Genomic DNA, 21747 nt, shown 5'->3' on the forward strand with positions numbered 1-21747 from the left:
CCTCGCCGCACGACCGGAGGGCCGGCACCGCGACCGCGGTCCCGGCCCTCCGGTGTGTCCGGACGGATCGTCCGTGACTAGTCGGCCGTCTTGCGGGCCGTGGAGAACGCCACCACGGCGGCGATCGCGAAGAAGACGAAGCTCAGGAAGTCGGCCTCTTCCTTCCACGCCGTGTTCAGGTCGCCGAAGTGGTCGAACAGGATCTCCGTGACCGACAGCGGGAACTCGTTGCTGATCATGATCGCCGCGCCCAGCATCTGGCCGAGGTAGACGCCGAGCAGCGCGAAGACACCGCTGATGACCGGCAGGGCGGGGTTGCGGCCGCCGAGCTTGCCGGCCGCGAAGCCGACGAGGGCGCCGACACCCACGGCCGCGTAGCCGATCTCGTGCTCCGTGGCGCCGATGATCGCGCCGTAGATCCCGGCCGCGACGAGGGCCGCGACGAGCGCGACGACGGCACCGAGCGCGACGTTGTTGCGCGCCGGCGGGGCCGGGGTGAACGGGGCGGGGGCGCCGAACGGGGCGCCGGGCTGCTGGCCGGCGAACGGGTTGCCGCCCTGGGGCTGACCGCCGTAGGGCTGGTTCGGCGGCGGTACGGACTGACTCATGCTGGGATCTCCCCCTGGGGACGTTCTCACGCACTGCTGTGCGAGGAGTGACGCCGCAGGCTAGCAGTCGGTTCCGACATGGGCCCACCGAAATCCTTGGGAGAACTGGGCTGAGGGCCTGTCATCAGAGCCGGTGCGCGGCTCCGGCGGGGGTCGCGCCGCGGGTGTCGAGCAGGAGCTGCGCCTTCACGGCGAGGCCCTGGAGGTCGTACGTACGGTGGTGCTGGAGCAGCACGGTGAGGTCCGCGCCGGCCGCCGCCTCGTAGAGCGAATCGGCACGGGGGACGGGGAGTTGGCGGACACGCCAGTCCAGCACGTGCGGGTCGTGGAAGCCGATCTGGGCGCCCATGTCCATCAGCCGGGTGGCGATCTCGCGGGCGGGGGACGCCTCCTGGTCGGCGAGGTCGGGCTTGTAGGTGACGCCGAGGAGAAGGATCCGGGCGCCGCGCACGGCCTTCCCGTGTTCGTTGAGGAGGGTGGCGCAGCGCTGGATCACGTACTGCGGCATCCGGTCGTTGATCTCCTGCGCCAGCGAGACCATCCGCAACGGCGGGCCGGGGATACGGCTGTTGTACGGGAGGTGGCCCGGGTCGACCGGGGCGCCGTGGCCGCCGACGCCGGGGCCGGGGCGGAAGGGCTGGAAGCCGAAGGGCTTGGTCTCGGCGCACCTGATGACGTCCCAGAGGTCGACGCCGAGGTCGTGGCAGAGCACCGCCATCTCGTTGACCAGGGCGATGTTGACGTGCCGGAAGTTGGTCTCCAGGACCTTCGTCATCTCGGCCTCGCGCGGGCCCTTGGCGCGGACCACCTTGTCGGTGAGCCGGCCGTAGAAGGCGGCGGCCGATTCGGTGCAGGCGGGGGTGAGGCCGCCGATGACCTTGGGGGTGTTGGCGTAGACGTGGGTGCGGTTGCCGGGATCGAGCCGGCTGGGGGAGTGGGCGAGGTGGAAGTCGCGCCCGCCGCGCAGCCCGGAGCCCGCCTCCAGGATCGGGAGCAGCAGGTTCTCCGTGGTGCCGGGGGGCACGGCCGATTCGAGGAGCACGGTGGTGTGCGGGCGCAGCCGGGCGGCCAGGGCGCGGGCCGCGTCGCCGACGGCGCTCAGATCGAGGGTGCGGTCGGGGCCGAGGGGGGTCGGCGCGCAGATCACGGCGGTGCGGACCCGGCCCAGCTCGGCCTGGTCGGTGGTGGGCCGGAAGCCCAGGGAGAGCATGCGGCGGATGTCGGACGCCGGGAGCGATCCCTCGACCGGGGCGCGGCCCGCGGCGACCTCCGCGAAGGCCCGGGGGTCGGTGTCGTAGCCGATGGTCTGGACGCCGGCGTGGACGGCGGCCTGGGCGAGGGGCAGGCCGAGGTGACCGAGTCCGATGACGGCGAGGTCTGCAGGCACGTGGGTGGCCGTCCTTCCCTTAAGACCAGGAGACAGAAAGCGCAACCGCTGTGGACAGCGCCATGTCAGGTTAGGCGTAAATATGACCTATATGTCGCATTCTGCGGCCTTGTCGTCCGGGTGTTGTCCACAGGCGGTGGCTGAAGTCGCCGAGCCCGGACAGAATCGGTCTGTGGGCACAGGCGCCGAACGCACGGTCGGGGCCGCATTCCGTGCCGGACCACCCCGATCCACCGGGAGGCAGCAGTGAGGACAGCCACACTGGGACCCGCGGAACGCGCCGAGGCGCTCGCCGCCATGGCCGAGCGCGAACTGGACGTGCTGGTCGTGGGGGCGGGCGTGGTCGGTGCCGGCACGGCGCTGGACGCGGTCACCAGAGGACTCTCGACCGGGCTGGTCGAGGCGCGCGACTGGGCGTCCGGCACGTCGAGCAGGTCGAGCAAGCTGATCCACGGCGGGCTGCGCTATCTGGAGATGCTCGACTTCGCCCTCGTCCGGGAGGCGCTGAAGGAGCGCGGGCTGCTGCTCGAACGGCTCGCCCCGCACCTGGTGAAGCCGGTGCCCTTCCTCTACCCGTTGCAGCACAAGGGCTGGGAGCGGCTGTACGCCGGTTCCGGCGTAGCGCTGTACGACGCGATGTCGGTGTCCTCCGGGCACGGCCGGGGCCTGCCCGTGCACCGCCACCTCTCCCGCCGCCGGGCCCTGCGCGTCGCGCCGGCCCTGAAGCGGGACGCCCTGGTGGGGGCCCTGCAGTACTACGACGCCCAGATGGACGACGCCCGCTACGTGGCCACGCTGGTGCGCACCGCCGCCGCGTACGGCGCGCGGGTGGCGAACCGGGCGCGGGTGACCGGCTTCCTCCGGGAGGGCGAGCGCGTCGTCGGCGCCCGGGTGGAGGACGTCGAGGCGGGCGGCGAGTACGAGGTCAGGGCCAAACAGGTGGTCAACGCGACCGGGGTCTGGACGGACGACACCCAGTCGCTGATCGGGGAGCGCGGCCAGTTCCACGTCCGCGCCTCCAAGGGCATCCACCTGGTCGTCCCCAAGGACCGCATCCACTCCTCCACCGGCCTGATCCTGCGCACCGAGAAGTCCGTGCTCTTCGTCATCCCCTGGGGCCGGCACTGGATCGTGGGCACCACGGACACCGACTGGGACCTGGACAAGGCGCACCCGGCGGCGTCCAGCGCCGACATCGACTACCTGCTGGAACATGTGAACGCGGTCCTGTCGACCCCCCTGACCAGGGACGACGTCGAGGGCGTCTACGCGGGCCTGCGGCCCCTGCTGGCCGGCGAGTCGGACGCCACCAGCAAACTCTCGCGCGAGCACACGGTCGCCCATCCGGTGCCCGGCCTCGTCGTCGTGGCGGGCGGCAAGTACACGACGTACCGGGTGATGGCCAAGGACGCCGTCGACGAGGCGGTGCACGGTCTCGACCAGCGGGTCGCGGACTGCGTCACCGAGGACGTCCCGCTGATGGGCGCCGAGGGATATCGCGCCCTGTGGAACGCCCGCGCCAGGATCGCCGCCCGCACCGGCCTGCACGTCGCCCGGGTGGAGCACCTGCTCAACCGGTACGGCTCGATGACCGAGGAGCTCCTGGAGCTGATCGTCGCCGACCCGGTGATGGGCGAGCCGCTGCCGGCCGCCGACGACTATCTCAAGGCCGAGATCGTGTACGCCGCCTCGCACGAGGGGGCGCGTCACCTGGACGACGTACTGACCCGGCGCACCCGGATCTCCATAGAGACCTTCGACCGGGGCACCCGCTCGGCCAGGCTCTGCGCCGAGCTGATGGCGCCGGTCCTCGGCTGGGACGCCGGCCAGATCGACCGGGAGGTCGCGCACTACGAGAAGCGGGTGGAGGCGGAACGCGAGTCGCAGCGCCAGCCGGACGACCTGACGGCGGACGCGGCGCGGCTGGGGGCCCCGGACATCGTCCCGCTGTGATCCGGGACTCGGGCCCCGTCATGACCGTCTCTCACCCCGGCCCCCGGGCCGGTCCCGGGGTAGGGGACAATGAACGCTCTGCCAGGGCGGGTTGATCGCAGAGGGGACGCATGTCGGAGGCGGAGCAGGCACGGGAGCCCCAACGGGACAAGGACGGACGGCTCCTTGCGGGGCGGTACCGGCTGGGGGAGGTGCTCGGCCGGGGCGGTATGGGCACGGTCTGGCGTGCTGTCGACGAGACGCTGGGCCGCACGGTCGCGGTCAAGGAACTGCGATTCCCCTCGGCCATCGACGAGGACGAGAAGCGCCGGCTCATCACGCGTACGCTGCGCGAGGCCAAGGCGATCGCGCGCATCCGGAACAACGGCGCGGTCACGGTCTACGACGTGGTCGACGAGGACGACCGGCCGTGGATCGTCATGGAACTCATCGAGGGCAGATCGCTGGCCGAGGCGGTGCGCGAGGACGGTGTCCTGACGCCGAAACGGGCGGCCGAGATCGGCCTCGCCCTCCTCGACGTGCTGCGCTCGGCGCACCGCGAGGGCATCCTGCACCGTGACGTGAAGCCGTCCAACGTGCTGATCGCCGAGGACGGCCGGGTCGTGCTGACCGACTTCGGCATCGCGCAGGTCGAGGGCGACCCGTCGGTCACCTCCACCGGCATGCTCGTCGGCGCCCCCTCGTACATCTCGCCGGAGCGGGCGCGCGGGCACAAGCCTGGCCCGCCCGCCGACCTGTGGTCGCTGGGCGGCCTGCTGTACGCGAGCGTCGAGGGCAGCCCGCCCTACGACAAGGGCTCCGCCATCGCGACCCTGACCGCCGTGATGACCGAGCCGCTGGACCCGCCGAAGAACGCGGGCCCGCTGGAGGAGGTCATCTACGGGCTGCTCGCCCGTGACCCCGAGCAGCGGCTCGACGACGCGGGGGCGCGCGCCCTGCTCAACGACGTGATCAGCTCCTTCGAGCAGCCGGAGCGCCCGGTCCCGCCCCCGGCCGACGCCACCCAGGTGATGGCGCTGCCCAAGAGCGGCGCCGGGGCCGGGTCCGGTGAGACGGGCGAGGGCACCCGGGACCGGTTGCGCGGCGCGCTGCGCTCCGTGCGGAACGCCAGGACGACGCCCGCCGCCGATGCGGCCGCCGCCCCCGTCACCGCACCGCCCGTGCCGGGTCGGCCGGCCCCCGCCTCCGCGTCCCCCGCCCGGGCCGTACCGCCGCAGCGCCCGGCCTCCTCGCCGGTCACCGCGCCCCGGGCCTCCCTCACGGACGTGGTGTCGCGCCGCACCCTCGCGGTCATCGCGGCCGTCATCGTGCTCGCCGTCCTCGGCGTGGTGCTGGCGCTCACGCTCGGCGGCGACGACAAGCCGGACGACTCCGGCGCGAAGGGCACCGGCGCCTCCGCCCCCGCCGGGGCGCCGAGCACCGGCGCCTCGGCCGGCTCGTCCGACGCCGCGCAGGGAGACGGCGGCAAGGAGCAGGACACCGGCCAGGACGAGGGCAAGGGCAAGGGCAAGGGGCAGGACGACGACGCCGACAAGCAGGACGAGGACGGGAAGAAGGGCGGCAAGGCCGAGGACGCCGTGCCCGCCGGCTACCGCACGGTCACCAACAAGCGGTTCCACTTCTCCATCGCGATGCCCAAGGGCTTCCGCTTCGACACCACGTCCGGTCAGGGCGCCGGCGCCATCTACGACGCCGACGGCGGCTTCCCCCGCCTCCAGGTCGACTACACCTCCTCGCCCGGCAACGACGCCGCCGCCTCGTGGAACTCCGCCCGGGGCGGGGTCGCCGCCTCCAGCACGAACTACCACCACCTGGGCATCGAGAAGGTGCAGTACAACGGCTACCCGACCGTCGCCGACTGGCAGTTCGAGCGTACGCAGCACGGACAGCGGGTCCGGGTGCTCAACCGGGGCTTCAAGGTCGACGGCGACCACGGGTACGCGATCATGATCAGCTGCAAGGCCGACGAGTGGGACGGCAAGGAGTGCCGGACGCTCCGCAAGACCGCGTTCGGATCGTTCGAGCCGGTCGACTGAGGGAGGGGCCGGCCGCATTCGGGGGGTAGCCGGGCGGCCGGGTTGCGCCGACCCTGCGGCGCGGCCGCCGTAGGCCACGTATGGTGAGAGCCCGGAGACCGTACGCAGCCGAAACACACGGTCGATTGCACCGCAAGCGACTGTGATCGACCCATTCGACGCGGTCTTCGTGACCGGGGGACAGCGCGCTCTGGGGAGGTGGCGTGGACGACTACGCGGGTCGGGTGCTCGCCGACCGCTACCGCCTTCCGCTGCCTCCGTCCGACGCGTACGAACTCGTCGAGACGCGGGCCTTCGACACGTACAGCGGACAGGAGGTCCTGGTCCGTCAGGTGCCGCTGCCCGAGGTCGTGGACGCGGAGTTCGTCGAGGGCGACGGCCGGACGTCCGCCGCGACGCGCGCGGTCCGGCGGCCCGCGGACCCCGCCGTGCGGCGTGCCGTCGAGGCCGCCCAGGCGGCGGCCCAGGTGCCCGACCACCCGCGCCTCGACCAGGTCTTCGACGTCTTCGCGGAGGCGGGCTCGCTCTGGATAGTGAGCGAACTCGTCGCGTCCCGCCCGTTGGCGGCCCTGCTCGCGGAGCGCCCGCTCAATCCCTACCGGGCCGCGGAGATCGGCTCGGACGTCCTCACCGCGCTGCGCGTGCTGCACGCGCACGGCTGGACCCACCGCAACATCACCGCACGCACGGTGCTCGTCTGCGACGACGGACGCGTCGTCCTGACCGGCCTCGCCGCCGGAGCGGCCGAGGAGGCGCTGTGCGGTTACAGCCCGGTGCCGCGCCCGGAGGACGAGGAGCCGGACGAGGACGGGTACGGCGGCCCCGCCGTCGAGACCGGGCCCACCGGCCCCTACGTGCCGCCCGCCTCCGACGCCGGCCGGCTGCCCGCGTCGCGCGGCCCCGCCGCGATCGAGTCCCGCCCGTACGGCGAGGCGGTGCCCGCCCCCGGCACGGACAGCGCGGCCCGCGCCCGGGCCGGCGCGATCGCCGCGTACCGCGCGGGCACGCGCGCGGGCGCCCGCGCCACGGGGGCGGCGCTGCCGCCGGGGGCGCGTGAGGGCGCGGGTCCGCAGGGAGCGGACGACGAGTACGGGGACGGCCCGGATGCGGCGTCGGACCCCGGCCGCCCGTGGTGGGACGGCCCGCAGGCCCAGGACGACGAGTACGGGGACGGCCCGGAGGCCCAGGAGGACGAGTACGGGGACGGCCCGGACCCGGCGTCGGACCCCGAGCCCGAGCCCTGGAGCGTCCTTCCGCCGGCACGGGACGACGAGTACGGCGACGGCCGGGACGAGGCGTCGGTGCCTGGCCGCTCCTGGAGCACCCCGCCGCACCCCCGCCCCGAGCTGCCGCAGCTGCCCGGTGGCTGGGTGCGCGACCCCGACGCGCCCGGACCGTACGGCCAGGTGCCGCCCTACGACGCCGACCCCTACGACGACGAGGGCGACGAGGACGACGAGGACGACGACGGCGGGCCGCCGCCGCGGCGGTTGCACCTGACCGGTACCTGGGACGACGGCCCCGCCGCCGGGCGCCCCGTACCGGCGGGCGGCTCCCGCGAGGACGCGCTGCGCGCCGACGCCGCACGGCGGGGGGCGGCCCCCGGCGGGCGCGCCGAACTGCCGCCGGCCGGCCGGGACGCGTACGGCCGCGACGCGTACGACCCCGACGCCGCAGGGCCCGAGGCGCCCGCCGCGCGGTGGGACGACGACGCCGAGGGCCCCGGCGGGCCCGGCGGCTACCGGGGCCCCGCCACCGCCCTCGCCGCCGAGCGGGCGCGGCAGGCGCGGATCGCCGTCGTCGGCGCGGTCACCGAGCGCTGGGCGCCCGAACAGGCCGGGCCCGTCCACGGCAACTGGCAGCTCGCCCCGCCCATCGGTCCCGCCACCGACCTGTGGGCCCTGGGCGCGCTCCTCTACCGGGCCGTCCAGGGGCACGCGCCCTACCCGGAGGACAGCGCGCCCGAGCTGGTCCAGATGGTCTGCGGCGAACCGCCCGCCTTCGCCGAGGAGTGCGGTCCGCTGCGTCCGGTCGTCGAGTCGCTGCTGCGCCAGGACCCCACCGAGCGGCCCGACGTCGAGGAGCTGAGCGGCTGGCTGCGCTCCCTCGTACGGTCGGCGCCGGAACCGGAGGCCGGGTTCGACGTCGTGCCGCTGCCCGCCGAGGACGCCACGCGGCTGCCCGTCGTACGGCGGCGCGGCGAGCTCGTCCGCAAGCGGCGGGCCCGTCGCGGCGGCGGGACGCACGCCCGGCACCGGCAGACCCGGGACACCGTGGACCGGACCGCCGTCACGCACCACGAGCCACGGCTGAAGGCGCCCCGAGAACCCCGCGAGCCCCGCGCGCTGCGGCAGGACGGGGAGCCGCGCCGGCTGGGCCGGACACTGCTCGTCCTGATCCTGCTGGTGCTCGTCGCGGCGATCGCGTACGCCGTGCTGTTCATGCCCAAGGCCGACGAGGGCGAGGGGACCGGCGCCGCCCCCTCCCGTACCGCCTCCGCGCCGCCGGCCTCCGCGGCGCCCGAACCCGCGCCGAGCGCGTCGAAGCCGAAGAAGCCGTCACCGGCCGGGTCCTCCGGGGCGCAGCAGCCGCAGACCAGCCGGTCCGCCGCCGCGCTCGCACCCGGTTACACGCTGCGCAAGGACGCCGAGGGCTTCGAGGTCGGGCTGCCCCGGGGCTGGCAGCGCAGCCCGGCCAACGCGGAGCGCCAGGTCCGCTACGGCAGCGACGGGTTCAGCGTGCTCATCGTCCCCGGGCGCGACACCGCGAAGGCCAACGGCGGCGACCCGCTCGACTACCAGCGGGACAAGGAACCGGAGCTGAAGCCGTTCCGCGACTCCAGCTGGTCGTCGGCGAGCGGGCTGCGCCGTACGGACGTGGGCCGACAGGCCATGGCGGAGGGCCAGTTCACCTGGCAGGACGCCAACGGCCGCGAGGTGTACGTCCGCAACCTCGTGATGCTCGTCGGCGGCCGGTACCACATCCTCCAGGTCATCGGCCCCGAGGACGAGCGCGACCGGATCACCGAGATCTACCAACAGGCCAGCCTCTCCTACCGCGTGACGGGCTGAAGCACAGGATCTGCGTCACAGTGCGGTCTCGTGGGCGGTGCGAGGTTCCGTGGCCGCGCGTCCGCTCCGTAACCTGTCTTCCGGAGCAACGGGGGCGGGGACACAGGTGGATCGATCACAGGGCGCGGAAGCGGGGCTGTTGCTGGCCGGGAGGTACCGGCTGGGCGACGTCCTCGGACGCGGCGGGATGGGCAAGGTGTGGCGTGCCCACGACGAGGTGCTGCACCGCACGGTGGCCGTCAAGGAGCTGACCGCCGGCCTCTACGTGGCCGAACCGGACCGGGTCGTGCTGCACGCCCGGACCCAGAAGGAGGCCAGGGCGGCGGCCCGGATCACCCACCCCGGTGTCGTCACCGTCCACGACGTCGTCGAGTACGACGACCGGCCGTGGATCGTCATGCAGTACGTCGACGGCCCGTCGCTCGCCGACCGGGCGAAGGAGTCCGGCGAGCTCGACGCGCGCGAGGCGGCCAGGATCGGGCTGCACGTGCTGGGCGCCCTGAGTGCCGCGCACCGGGCCGGTGTGCTGCACCGCGATGTGAAGCCGGGCAACGTGCTGCTCGCCCGGGACGGCCGGGTCCTGCTCACCGACTTCGGGATCGCCGCGATCGAGGGCGACTCCACCATCACCAGGACCGGTGAACTCGTCGGGTCCATCGACTATCTGGCGCCCGAGCGGGTACGCGGCGGCGACCCGGGCCCCGCGTCCGACCTGTGGTCGCTGGGCGCCACGCTGTACACGGCCGTCGAGGGGCGTTCGCCGTTCCGCCGGACGTCCCCCATATCGACGATGCAGGCCGTGGTCGCCGAGGAAGCGCCGCCGCCCGCCAGGGCCGGGGCACTCACCCCCGTCATCGTCGCGCTGCTGCGCAAGGAGCCGGAGGACCGACCGTCGGCGGCGGAGACCGAGCGGATGCTCCTTGAGGCCATGGAGGGCCGCACGCCCCGGGCCGCCCAGGCCTTCGTCCCGACCCAGCAGGTCTCCGAGGAGATGCTGCGCGGGGGTCCGGGCGGGGCCCCCGGCGGCACCGCCCGGCTGTCCCGGCCCGGACCCGCCGCGCCGCCCGCGCCCGGCCCGGCCGCCCGCCGCGGCCGGTGGCGTACGACCGTCCTGGTCCTCGTCCTGGCCGCGCTGCTCGGCGGCGGCGCGGGGATCGCCGCGATGCTGTACGCGCACCGGACGGAGGCGGCCGGTGCCACGAGTGGCGGCACGGGCTCACCGAACCCCCGTACCCCGGGGCCGGCCACGCCGACCCCGACGGGCTCGCCCTCGGGGGACACGGTGACGCAGGAGGTGCCGGACGGCTGGCGGCGCGTGGTGGACCCTTCCGGGTTCAGCGTCCTGCTGCCGGAGGGCTGGGAGCGCGAGGTCAACGAGAACAACATCGACTACAGCCCCGACGGGGGCGTGCACTACTTCCGGGTCAGCGCCGACCCGGCCCCCGACCACGACCATCCCTACGACCACATGATCGAACTGGAGAAGAGCCTCGGCGCCCGCCTGCCGGAGTACCGGAGGCTGGAGCTGAACAGCAACGTCTACCGCGAGTACACCGGATCCATCTGGGAGTTCACCTGGACCGAGAAGGACGGCGAGGCGCGGCACGCCATCGACCAGATGTACTTCGCGCAGGACGGCGGCCCGGAGTACGCGCTCTACATGACGGGCCCGGCGGACGACTGGGACGAGACCCGCGACCGGTTCCACGCGATTCTCCGCAGCTGGCGCCCGCCGGCCGATGAATAGCCCCTGATCAGGGCTTATGCCGCCAGTGATCACTGGCTGGGTCGGCAGGCGTGTGGCGGGACTCCGGGAGAGTCGGTGAAAAGGTGTTACCCACGGGTACCCAAAGCCTTCCGGCCGACGTACTCTCGCCCCCATGACGGACTCGCAGGCCTCCACGTCCCCCTCCGCCGCCGCTGTCGGCACCAATCCGGTGGCCCCCGCGCCCGCGGGCGTGCGCACGGCCGCCGACGTCGTGACGCCCGAGGTGATCGCCCGGCTGACGCGCGGCGTCAACGGCTCCGGCTGTACCGCCAACCACACGCCGTTCACCGGTGAGAAGCTGGCCGACCTGCCGGAGTCCACCCCCGAGGACGTGGCCGGCGCCTTCGCGCGCGCCCGCGCCGCCCAGCCCGCCTGGGCCGCTCTGCCGGTCCGGGCCAGGGCCGCCGTGCTCCTGCGCTTCCACGACCTGGTCATCGGCCGCCAGTCCGAGGTGCTCGACCTCATCCAGCTGGAGACCGGCAAGGCCCGGCTGCACGCCCACGAGGAGGTCCAGGCGGTCGCGGTCGCCGCCCGCCACTACGGCCGCAGCGCCGCCGCGTACCTGAAGCCGAAGCGGCACACCGGTGTCGTGCCGACCCTCACCAAGGTCACCGAGCTGCGTCAGCCGCGCGGGGTCATCGGCCAGATCGCGCCGTGGAACTACCCCTTCGAGCTGTCCGTCGGCGACGCGCTGCCCGCCTTCGTCTCCGGCAACGCCGTGGTGATGAAGCCCGACACCGAGACCGCGCTGACCGCCCTGTGGGCCCGCGACCTGCTGATCGAGGCGGGGCTCCCGCCCGAGGTCTTCCAGGTCGTCCTCGGCGAGGGACCGGTCGTCGGCCCGGAGGTCGTCGAGCACGCCGACTACGTCTCGTTCACCGGCTCCACCCGCACCGGCCGCGAGGTCGCCCAGGGTGCGGCTGCCCGGCTCGTCGGCGTCTCGCTGGAGCTCGGCGGCAAGAACGCCATGCTGGTCCTGGCGGACGCCGACGTGGAGAAGGCCGCCGCCGGCGCCGTCCGCGCCTGCTTCTCCTCGGCGGGCCAGCTCTGCATCTCCATCGAGCGGCTGTACGTCCACGAGTCGGTCGCCGACGACTTCGTGGAGCGGTTCGCCGCCCGTACGAAGGCGATGCGGCTCGGCAGCGCCCTCGCGTACGGCGCCGACATGGGCTCGCTGGTGGGCGAACGGCAGTTGGAGACCGTCAGCCGGCATGTCGCCGAGGCCGTCGAGAAGGGCGCCGAGCTGGTGGCCGGCGGGGTCGCCCGCCCGGACATCGGCCCGCTCTTCTACGAGCCGACGATCCTGGACGGCGTCGAGGCGCCCATGGCCGTCTGCACCGAGGAGACCTTCGGCCCGGTCGTCTCGATCTACCGCTTCCGCGACGAGGACGAGGTCGTGGAGCTGGCCAACGCGACCCCGTACGGCCTCAATTCCAGCGTCTGGACCAAGGACGGCCGGCGCGGCCACCGGATCGCCGCCCGGCTGCGCACCGGCACGGTCAACATCAACGAGGGGTACGCCCCCGCGTACGGCAGCGTGCAGTCCCCGATGGGCGGCATGAAGGACTCCGGTCTCGGCCGCCGCCACGGCTCCGAGGGCATCCTCAAGTACACCGAGGCCCAGACCGTCGCCCAGCAGCGGCTGATCCCGCTCGCCCCGTCCTTCGGGATGGACGACGAGAGGTACGCGGCGTTCATGACCCGCAGTCTGAAGGCGATGAAGGTGTTCCGCCTGCGCTGAGCCCCTCCGAGGGCGCCCCCGCACCACTTCTGTCCTTTTCGTACCGAGGAGTGCCATGTCCCAGGACAGCCCTGCCCAGAATCAGGACCGGCCGACCGGTGCGGCCGACGACGACGCCGCGTACGACTACGACGTGATCGTCGTCGGTTCCGGCTTCGGCGGTGCGGTCTCGGCGCTGCGGCTGACCGAGAAGGGGTACCGGGTCGGCGTCCTGGAGGCGGGCCGCCGCTTCACCCCGGGCACCCTGCCGAAGAACTCCTGGGACCTGAGGAACTACCTCTGGGCGCCCGCCCTCGGCCTCTTCGGTATCCAGCGCGTGCACCTGCTCGGCAAGGTGATGGTGCTGGCCGGCGCCGGGGTCGGCGGTGGCTCGCTGAACTACGCCAACACGCTGTACGTGCCGCCCGCGCCGTTCTTCGAGGACCGGCAGTGGGCGCACATCACGGACTGGCAGGACGAGCTGAAGCCGTACTACGACCAGGCCGAGCGGATGCTCGGGGTCCGGCTCAACCCCACGACGACCCCTTCCGACGTCCACCTCAAGGCGGCCGCCGAGGCCATGGGCGTCGGCGACACCTTCCACCTCGCCCCGGTCGGCGTCTTCTTCGGCGACGGCGAGGACGCGGACGGCTCGGCGCGCGCCGAGCCCGGCGGCACGGTCGCGGACCCGTATTTCGGCGGCGCGGGCCCGGCGCGCAAGGCGTGCACCGAGTGCGGCGAGTGCATGACGGGCTGCCGCCACGGCGCGAAGAACACCCTCAACGAGAACTACCTCCACCTCGCCGAGAAGGCCGGCGCGGTCATCCACCCCATGACCTCCGTCGTCGCCGTCACCGAGCACCCCGAGGGCGGCTACCGCGTCGTCACCGTGCCCACCGACCGCCGCAGGAAGGCGAGGACCACGAACCTGCGTGCCCGCGAGGTGGTCGTCGCGGCGGGCACGTACGGCACCCAGACCCTGCTGCACACGATGAAGGACAAGGGGCTGCTGCCCCGGCTCTCCGCGAGGCTCGGCGAGCTGACCCGGACCAACTCCGAGGGCCTCGTCGGCGCCCAGACCTCCGACCGGCGCTACCGCAAGAAGCACGGTACGAAGCCCGACTTCACCAGGGGCGTCGCCATCACCTCGTCCATCCACCCCGACGAGAACACCCACATCGAACCCGTCCGCTACGGCAAGGGCTCCAATGCCATGGGCGGCCTGACCATCCTCCAGGTGCCCCACAGCGCCCACCGGGTCCTCGCCTGGTTCGGGAACCTGGCCAAGCACCCCACGCTCGCCGTCCGCTCGCTCTCCAACCGGCGCTGGTCGGAGCGGACCATCATCGGCCTCGTCATGCAGTCGCTCGACAACTCCCTGACCGCGTACCGCAAACCGCGCGGCATCGGCAAGGGCCTGCTCACCGCCCGGCAGGGCCACGGTGCCCCCAACCCGACACAGATAGCCGAGGCGACCCGAAGCGCCTCGCTGCTCGCCGAGGAGATCAACGGCTTCCCCGGGTCCAACATCGGCGAACTGATGGGCACTCCGCTCACCGCCCACTTCCTCGGCGGCTGCCCGATCGGCGCCAGCGCGGCCGAGGGCGTCATCGACCCGTACCACCGGCTGTTCGGGCACCCGGGCATTTCCGTCGTCGACGGCTCGGCGGTCTCCGCGAACCTCGGCGTCAACCCGTCGCTGACGATCACCGCCCAGGCGGAGCGCGCCATGTCGTTCTGGCCGAACAAGGGCGAGCCGGACCCCCGCCCGGCCCAGGGCGAGGCGTACGAGCGGCTGGCGGCGGTGGAGCCGCAGGCTCCGGCGGTCCCGAAGGAGGCGTTCGGCGCGCTGAGGCTGCCGTTCCTGGGGATGCCGGCGGTGCCGCCGAAGAGGACGACGCCCGACAAGGCTTGACGCCGAAGAGGACGGCGCCCGAGAAGGCACAGGACCCGGGCACAGGACAGCAGAAGGGGCTGCACCCCCCTCCCAGTGCAGCCCCTCACGCTGTAACCGGTCCGTCGCACAACAACCGACAACCGGTGTTCCGCATGCATGACCTGCCGGAGGCCCCGATGGTTGTCCCCCCACCGACGAGATTCCCGTGTGAGGTGCGTCACTTCACTCACCGTGCCCGATCCGTGACCTGATCACGGGCAACTTTTCCCTCCTGCCCCCGGTCGTACCCCCTGTCGCTGCCACAGCGGTCACACAGCTCCCGACGACCCCAAAGGGCCCGAGATGAGAAGCACGACCCCGAGAGCCGCGTTCCACGGAGTGATGGGCATCCTGGCCTCGGCCGGCCTGCTGGCCGCCGGGCTGTTCACGCTGAGCAGTCCCGCGCAGGCCGCCGACCCCCGGTTCACGCTCGGCGGCCCCGCCGAGACGGCCCTGCACCCTTATCCGGCCACGGGCTCCCCGCAGAAGGCGAGCTTCGGCATCACGGTCACCAACCCGTCCGAGGACAAGGAGAACGGCGCCTTCCAGGGCTCCTACACCGTCCGCCTCGACTTCGGGAAGCTGGCCGGCGTCGCGGACGTGTCCTTCGGCGAGGACGGCGGCCTCGACTGCGAGCGGACCGGGACCATCGCCGTCTGCCGCGACTACGGGATCCGGCCCGGCCTGAACACCCTGGCCGAACTCGACGTCAGCGCCGCCCCGGGCAGCGAGGACGGCGACTCCGGCACCATCGAGGTCACCGCCGAGGCGGAGGGCGCCACCTTCAGGCCGTTCACCGCGCACGTCTCCATCGGAGGACCCGACCTGTCGATGAAGCGGCTGCCGTTCAGGACGGAGCTCGAGCCCGGCGACAGCCAGCCGGTGCCCGTCACCTTCACCAACAACGGCACCCGCGCCGCCCGGGGCGTCCTGCTCACCCTGCGCAACACGCGCGGCCTGGAGTTCGCCGAGCGCTACCAGAACTGCGAGTACGGCGAGGACGACCTGGGCATGGGGAGTGCCGGCGCCTGGACCACCGCGCTCTGCACCTTCCCCGGCAGCTACGAACCCGGTGCCACCTACACGCTGGCCGAGCCGCCCGTCCTGCGGGCCACCGGCCACGCGTTCCACGACTCCTTCCTCTACCGGGTCGACGAGGACGGCACCGACGCCCGCGCGGCGCTGCGGGCCGGCGCCCGCTTCAGCCCCGGCAAGGGCGCGACGCTGGCCCTGCGCAAGGCCCCGGCGGTCCGCTCGGCCGACCTGGAGCCCGGCGACAACCAGCAGGAGGCCGACTTCCGAACCGCGAACACCGCCGACTTCGCGGCCTACGGCGACCAGGCCGGGGGCAAGGCGGGCGACACGGTCGAGGTGACCCTGGGCTTCCGCAACCGGGGGCCCGCCTGGGTCGGGTACATCCGCTCCGGCGAGGACGTCGCCACCGTCGACTTCACCGTGCCCCACGGCAGTTACGTCGTCTCCAAGCCGGACATCTGCCGGGGTGTGACCACGGACGGCGAATACCGCGAGAACCAGGAGAAGGCCCCGCGCTACTTCTGCTCCACGCCCATGTCCGTCCGCAAGGACGCCGACTTCGCCCTGCCCTTCCGGTTGAAGCTCGTCTCGGCTGACCCCGGGACGACCGGTGAGGTCGTCGTCCGCCACACCCACCTCCAGGCCCCCGATCTGCCCTTCGACCCCGTGGCCGCCAACAACCGGGCGTTCGTGGAGCTCAACGGCGAGGACTCCGGCGCCGTGAGGGGTCAGTCCGGCTCCGGCGGCTCGACGGCCACGGGCGGTTCCACCGGCGGCTCCGGCGACACCGGCGCCACGACCGGCTCCGGCGACATCGGCGCCACGAGCGGCTCCGGTTCGGGATCGGGCGGCTCGTCCTCGTCGGGCGTGACCGGGACGACGGGCTCCGGTTCCGGTTCCGGCGGCTCGGGCGGCGCGCTCGCGTCCACCGGGACCGCCGCGTCCGCCGCGTCCGGTGCGGCCCTCGTCGCGCTCGTCGCGGGCGGTGTCCTGTTCACGGTGGCGCGGCGGCGCGCGACGCGCTGAGGCGGTACCGGCTGAGGCCGTACCAAGAGAAGCGGCCGGCCCCGGGCGTCCCCGGAGCCGGCCGCTTCCTGGAGCGACCGGATGACGGTCCCTCCGAGTGACCGGGCTGCTGTCCCCTGCCGACCGGTCACGCACGCCGGTGCGTGGTCCCACGGCGTACACGCGGTACGCCACACACCCCGGCGGAGCCACATGTGGTCCCCATCGAGAGCCGCCCCTGGCTGGCACGGACACCGGGACCAACGAAGCCGCGCGGCGCCCGGTCACGCGCCGTACGGGTGAGATTCCGCCCGAACTGGGATGCGGCTCCCCGGCCCGGATCGGGATGCGCCTCCGCGGTCCGGGCCGGGATGCGCCTCCGCGGCCCGGCGGAGCCCCGGGGTCAGACCCGGCCGCGGCACAGCTCCAGGAGCGTCATCGCCAGCGAGGTGCCCGGCTTGCCCAGCGCGTCCCGGTAGTGGCCCAGGATCTCCATCTCGCGGGACAGGTTGACCCGGCGGCCGCCCGACGTCATCCGGGCCTCCTGGATCACCGCGGAGACGGCCATCCGCTCCTGGACGAGTCCGATGATCCGGTCGTCGAGGGTGTCGATGCGGGTGCGGGCGTCGCCGATCAGGGACGCGGCCTCGTCGGTGCGGGCGCCGGTCGCCTCGACGGCGGTCCTGGCGGCGGGGGTGCTGGTGCTGCTCATGACGGGTCTCCCGGTGAGGTGCGGCTCCCCGGGCCGACAGGCCCCGGAACGCCAGAACGCCCCGGGCCTGTCGGCCCGGGGCGCCTGGAACGTTGCTTGTCAGTTGCTCAAGCAGCACGACCATGGCAGCCGGCGGGCCGGATGCCATAGGTAAAGACGAAGGTCGTGTGCTGACGCATGGGGACAGTATGGCCCCATCCCGGCCCCGGGCCGACGCCGGGCCCGGATCGTGAGACGGCGCGCGCTCGGGGCGCGAGGCCGCGCGGGCCTCGCGCCCGCAGCGGGCCCGGGCCCCGCCCGTCGTCCGGCGAGGGACACTTCCGGCCGCCGGTAGAATTGGAGGACCGACCCCTCTCCACCGCCGGAAGGCCGCCCGTGCCAGCAGCACCCCCCGCCGCCCCCGACACCGCCACCGACGTGGTTCTCGTTGTCGACTTCGGCGCGCAGTACGCCCAGCTCATCGCCCGCCGCGTCCGTGAGGCCCGGGTCTACAGCGAGATCGTCCCGTCCACGATGCCGGTGGCCGAGATGCTGGCCAAGAACCCCCGGGCGATCATCCTGTCCGGCGGCCCCTCCTCGGTCTACGCCGAGGGCGCGCCCTCGCTGGACCGCGCGCTGTTCGAGGCCGGGGTCCCCGTCTTCGGCATGTGCTACGGCTTCCAGCTGATGGCGACCACGCTCGGCGGCACCGTCGACGACAACGGCGCCCGCGAGTACGGCCGTACTCCGCTCACCGTCTCCAAGGCCGGCTCCACCCTTTTCGAGGGCACCCCGGTCGAGCAGTCGGTGTGGATGTCGCACGGCGACGCCTGCTCCGCCGCCCCCGAGGGCTTCACCGTCACCGCGTCCACCGACGTCGTCCCGGTCGCCGCCTTCGAGAACGACGAGAAGAAGCTCTACGGCGTCCAGTACCACCCCGAGGTCATGCACTCCACGCACGGCCAGCAGGTCCTGGAGCACTTCCTGTACCGGGGCGCGGGCATCGAGCCCACCTGGACCACGGGCAACGTGATCGAGGAGCAGGTCGCCGCGATCCGCGCCCAGGTCGGCGACAAGCGCGCCATCTGCGGGCTGTCCGGCGGCGTGGACTCCGCCGTCGCCGCCGCCCTCGTCCAGAAGGCCATCGGCTCCCAGCTCACCTGCGTGTACGTCGACCACGGCCTGATGCGCAAGGGCGAGACCGAGCAGGTCGAGAAGGACTTCGTCGCCGCGACCGGCGCGAAGCTCAAGGTCGTCGACGCCGAGAAGCGCTTCCTCGACGCCCTGGCCGGCGTGTCCGACCCGGAGCAGAAGCGGAAGATCATCGGCCGCGAGTTCATCCGCGTCTTCGAGCAGGCCCAGCTGGAGATCCTCCAGGAGGACGGCCCCGAGGTCGCCTTCCTCGTCCAGGGCACGCTCTACCCGGACGTCGTGGAGTCCGGCGGCGGCACCGGCACCGCCAACATCAAGTCCCACCACAACGTGGGCGGCCTCCCCGAGGACATCGAGTTCCAGCTCGTCGAGCCGCTGCGCCAGCTGTTCAAGGACGAGGTCCGGATGGTCGGCCAGGAGCTCGGCCTGCCCGAGGAGATCGTCCAGCGCCAGCCCTTCCCCGGCCCCGGCCTCGGCATCCGCATCGTCGGCGAGGTCACCAAGGACCGGCTCGACCTGCTGCGCGAGGCCGACGCCATCGCCCGCGAGGAGCTGACCGCCGCCGGCCTGGACCGCGACATCTGGCAGTGCCCGGTGGTCCTGCTCGCGGACGTCCGCAGCGTCGGCGTCCAGGGCGACGGCCGCACGTACGGCCACCCGATCGTGCTGCGCCCGGTCTCCTCCGAGGACGCCATGACCGCCGACTGGTCGCGGCTGCCGTACGAGACCCTGGCCAAGATCTCCACCCGGATCACCAACGAGGTCGCCGAGGTCAACCGCGTGGTGCTCGACGTGACGAGCAAGCCGCCGGGGACCATCGAGTGGGAGTGACCGTTCCCGCGGGGCCCTGACGATGCCGCCGCCCGGCGTACCGGGCGGCGGCATCGCCGTGTCCGGGGCCGGCAGGTGGTATTGCCGTGTCCGGGGTGGGGTGGTGGCATCGCCGTGTCCGGGGTGGGGAGGCGGCATCGCCGTGTCCGGGGTGGGGAGGCGGCCGGCGGCACGTACCGGCGGGAAAACGCGTGGCGGGCGCCCGTCGCCCGTGGCAGGCTCCGCCTCCATGTCGTCCGATGAGATCCGCGCCCTGATGTCCGCCGCCCGCAACGACCGCCTGACCTGGAACACCCCGCTCTCCGATGAGCACGGCGCCCGGCTCGTCGCCGCCTGCGACCCCGCGCCCGGCGCGCGGATCGTGGACCTCGGCAGCGGCTGGGGCGAGTTGCTGATGCGCCTGGTGGAGTCGGCGCCCGGCAGCACCGGCGACGGCGTCGAGACCGACCCGGAGGCCGTCGCGCGCGGCCGGGCGCTCGCCGGGGAGCGGGGCCTCGCGGAGCGCGTACGGTTCCACGAGGTGCCCGCCGCCGAGTGGCCGGAGAAGGGCTACGACCTGGCCGTGTCCATCGGTGCCTCGCACGCCTGGCCCGGCGGAACCACCGAGGCGCTGACGGCGCTGCGCGCGGCCGTACGGCCCGGGGGACGGGTGCTGTTCGGCGAGGGCTTCTGGGAGCGGGAACCCGACGAACGGGCGCTGGCCGGGCTCGGCGCCGAGCCCGGGGACTTCGGCTCGCTGCTCGACCTGATCCGGCGGGCCGAGGCGGCGGGGCTGCGGCCGCTCCAGGTGACCGCCGCCGACCAGCGCGAATGGGACCTCTTCGAGTCGGACGCCAACATCGGCCGGGGCGAACGCTGGGCGCTCGCCCACCCGGCCCACCCCCTGCACGACGGGGTCGTCGCCGCCGTCGACGAGCGGCGCACCGGCTACTACGGCGGCTACCGGGGCACCCTCGGCCTCGCCTACCTCGTCCTCAGCGCCTGAGCAAAGGTTCGAACGTGTGGGCGAACCGGTCCGCCCGGCATGCCCCGATGCGGCAACCAGCGGCCCGGTACGGCACAATTCGCAGCGATCACAGACGAGTTGGCCGACCGATGGCGGCAACAAGGGCGGGGAAGGGCGGCGTTCTCGGTGGCGTTGGACGAGGCACGACAGGGTGCGCACGGCGGCGGCTGCACCTGCGGCGACTGCCCGCACGGGGCGCGCCAGGGACACCGGCGCGCGGTGGCCGCCTTCCTGGCCAAGCGGGACGAGTTCGCGGCGGGGCAGGGGCTGCCCCCCGGGGTGGCGCAGTCCGCCTCCGCGACCAGGCAGTGGGTCTCCGACGAACTGACCGAGTCCGCCCGCCAGGTGGCCGACCGGGGTCGCGAGGCCGGGGACGCCTGGTTGTACCGGGTGTGGCAGCGCACCCTGGTGATCGTCTGGGGCGGCCTCGTCGTGCTGGCCCTCGCCGAGGCGGCCACCGCGATCGGGGCGGGCTGGACCCACGCCCGTACCGCCGGGCTGGTCGCCGGACTGGTCACCGCCGGGCTGCTGACCGCCGCCGCCCACGTCCACCGGGCACGCGGCGGTCTCCTCGCGCCGCTGATCGGCGAGGACAACCGGCTCTCCACCTCGCGCGCCGTCGCCGCGTCCTGGGTGCTGCTCGCCGTCTTCTCCGTGCTCGTCCTCGCCCTCCAGCTGGCCGCCGCCTCCGGGCACGCGCGGCGCGACGAGCTGATCGAGGGCCTGGACCTGGCACGCGGCGCGGGCGTGGTGTCCGTGCTGGCGCTGGTGTGCGCCGTGGCGGTGGCCGTGCGCCGGGTGGTGAGCGTACGGGTGCTGTCCGGGCGGCTGCAGAAGCTGCGGGCCGACCGGCCGCGCGCGGCGGACCTGCTGACCGACGACTCGGGGCGCGGCGGCTTCACCGATGTGCAGTACGTGCTGGTGTCCACGGTCGCCGTGGTGTTCGCCGCCGTCCGGCTGGCCCGCAGGCCCGAGCAGCTGCCCGACCTGCCGTGGGGTCTGGCCCTCCTGGTGGCCGTCTCCGCGGCCGTCTACTTCGCCGGGAAGCACGGCGAGGGCGGCCGGCCCGTCGTGCTCTCCGTCGTCCGGTCCCGGGAGGCGGGCGACCTGGACGCGCCGATCCGGACCGGTGACGACATCGAGATCCGGGGCGCGGGCTTCGTGCCGCCCGGCGCCGGGGCCCCGGACCGGCTGGCCCGGCTCGTCGTGCGGATCGGATCGGTCCACGTCCACGTCCCGCTGGTACCGGTCACCGGGGGCTTCGCGAACCCCTCCGACACGCTGCTGACCGTGCCGGTGCCGGTCGAGGTGGAGCCCGGTGTGGTCGAGGTGCAGGTCGTGACGGCCGCGGGCACGGAGTCCAACCGCGTCGCGATCGACGTCACCGACTGACCGCTCCTGGTCTGCGGACCTGGGCCGCGCCGTGTTCCCCGGCCTGCGGCCCCGGCCCGTGCCGTGTTCCCCGGCCTGCGGCCCCGGCCCGTGCCGTGTTCCCCGGCCTGCGGCCCCGGCCCGTGCCGTGTTCCCCGGCCTGCGGCCCCGGCCCGA

13 protein-coding genes are annotated in these 21747 nt (G+C 73.7%); 10 read left to right on the forward strand and 3 right to left on the reverse strand.

Translation table 11 applies throughout. The annotated features are described in order from the left end of the window. Positions 1 to 77: 77 nt before the first annotated feature. Together ABZ564_RS03510 and ABZ564_RS03515 are read right to left on the reverse strand one after the other, a co-directional pair. A complete protein-coding gene (locus ABZ564_RS03510) occupies positions 78 to 608 on the reverse strand; it encodes a hypothetical protein (RefSeq protein ID WP_360848742.1) in 531 nt (176 codons plus the stop codon). Positions 609 to 732: 124 nt separating this feature from the next. Next, positions 733 to 1995 (reverse strand): nucleotide sugar dehydrogenase, encoded by a 1263-nt coding sequence (locus tag ABZ564_RS03515; protein ID WP_360848745.1) that lies wholly within the window; start codon positions 1993 to 1995, stop codon positions 733 to 735. Between the two features lie 246 nt (positions 1996 to 2241). On the opposite strand from ABZ564_RS03515, the gene ABZ564_RS03520 reads away from it, so the two are divergent. The 7 genes from ABZ564_RS03520 (at position 2242) to ABZ564_RS03550 (ending at position 16540) form a co-directional block, all read left to right on the forward strand. Continuing rightward, on the forward strand, positions 2242 to 3948 hold the full coding sequence (locus tag ABZ564_RS03520) for a glycerol-3-phosphate dehydrogenase/oxidase (protein ID WP_360848748.1): 1707 nt from the start codon (positions 2242 to 2244) through the stop codon (positions 3946 to 3948). 110 nt (positions 3949 to 4058) lie between these two features. Next, on the forward strand, positions 4059 to 5984 hold the full coding sequence (locus ABZ564_RS03525; protein WP_360848751.1) for a serine/threonine-protein kinase: 1926 nt from the start codon (positions 4059 to 4061) through the stop codon (positions 5982 to 5984). Positions 5985 to 6187: 203 nt separating this feature from the next. After that, positions 6188 to 9055, forward strand: coding sequence for a protein kinase (locus tag ABZ564_RS03530; RefSeq protein WP_360848754.1), 2868 nt, complete (start codon positions 6188 to 6190; stop codon positions 9053 to 9055). A 106-nt stretch (positions 9056 to 9161) separates the two neighbouring features. Further along, positions 9162 to 10802, forward strand: coding sequence for a serine/threonine-protein kinase (locus ABZ564_RS03535; protein ID WP_360848757.1), 1641 nt, complete (start codon positions 9162 to 9164; stop codon positions 10800 to 10802). A 133-nt stretch (positions 10803 to 10935) separates the two neighbouring features. Beyond that, a complete protein-coding gene (locus ABZ564_RS03540) occupies positions 10936 to 12564 on the forward strand; it encodes a succinic semialdehyde dehydrogenase (RefSeq protein ID WP_360848760.1) in 1629 nt (542 codons plus the stop codon). Positions 12565 to 12619: 55 nt separating this feature from the next. Beyond that, entirely contained in the window at positions 12620 to 14458 is a 1839-nt protein-coding gene (locus ABZ564_RS03545; RefSeq protein ID WP_360848763.1) for a GMC family oxidoreductase, read from the forward strand. A gap of 363 nt (positions 14459 to 14821) precedes the next feature. After that, positions 14822 to 16540: a peptidase gene (locus ABZ564_RS03550; RefSeq protein WP_360848902.1), complete on the forward strand. Its 1719-nt coding sequence runs from the start codon at positions 14822 to 14824 to the stop codon at positions 16538 to 16540. Between the two features lie 382 nt (positions 16541 to 16922). On the opposite strand, the gene ABZ564_RS03555 is transcribed toward ABZ564_RS03550, so the two are convergent. Further along, positions 16923 to 17231 carry a chorismate mutase gene (locus tag ABZ564_RS03555; protein WP_360848766.1) on the reverse strand — a complete coding sequence of 103 codons (309 nt, stop codon included), beginning with the start codon at positions 17229 to 17231 and terminating at the stop codon, positions 16923 to 16925. 375 nt (positions 17232 to 17606) lie between these two features. Here ABZ564_RS03555 and guaA point away from each other — a divergent pair, with 375 nt between their 5' ends. From guaA to ABZ564_RS03570, 3 genes are all read left to right on the forward strand, one after another. Further along, positions 17607 to 19193: a glutamine-hydrolyzing GMP synthase gene (guaA, locus tag ABZ564_RS03560; RefSeq protein ID WP_360848768.1), complete on the forward strand. Its 1587-nt coding sequence runs from the start codon at positions 17607 to 17609 to the stop codon at positions 19191 to 19193. Between the two features lie 229 nt (positions 19194 to 19422). Further along, positions 19423 to 20178, forward strand: coding sequence for a class I SAM-dependent methyltransferase (locus ABZ564_RS03565; protein ID WP_360848771.1), 756 nt, complete (start codon positions 19423 to 19425; stop codon positions 20176 to 20178). Positions 20179 to 20325: 147 nt separating this feature from the next. After that, positions 20326 to 21591: a hypothetical protein gene (locus tag ABZ564_RS03570; RefSeq protein ID WP_360848774.1), complete on the forward strand. Its 1266-nt coding sequence runs from the start codon at positions 20326 to 20328 to the stop codon at positions 21589 to 21591. The last annotated feature ends 156 nt before the right edge of the window (positions 21592 to 21747 follow it).

The organism is Streptomyces sp. NPDC019224 (genome assembly GCF_040632605.1).
Taxonomy (GTDB): domain Bacteria; phylum Actinomycetota; class Actinomycetes; order Streptomycetales; family Streptomycetaceae; genus Streptomyces.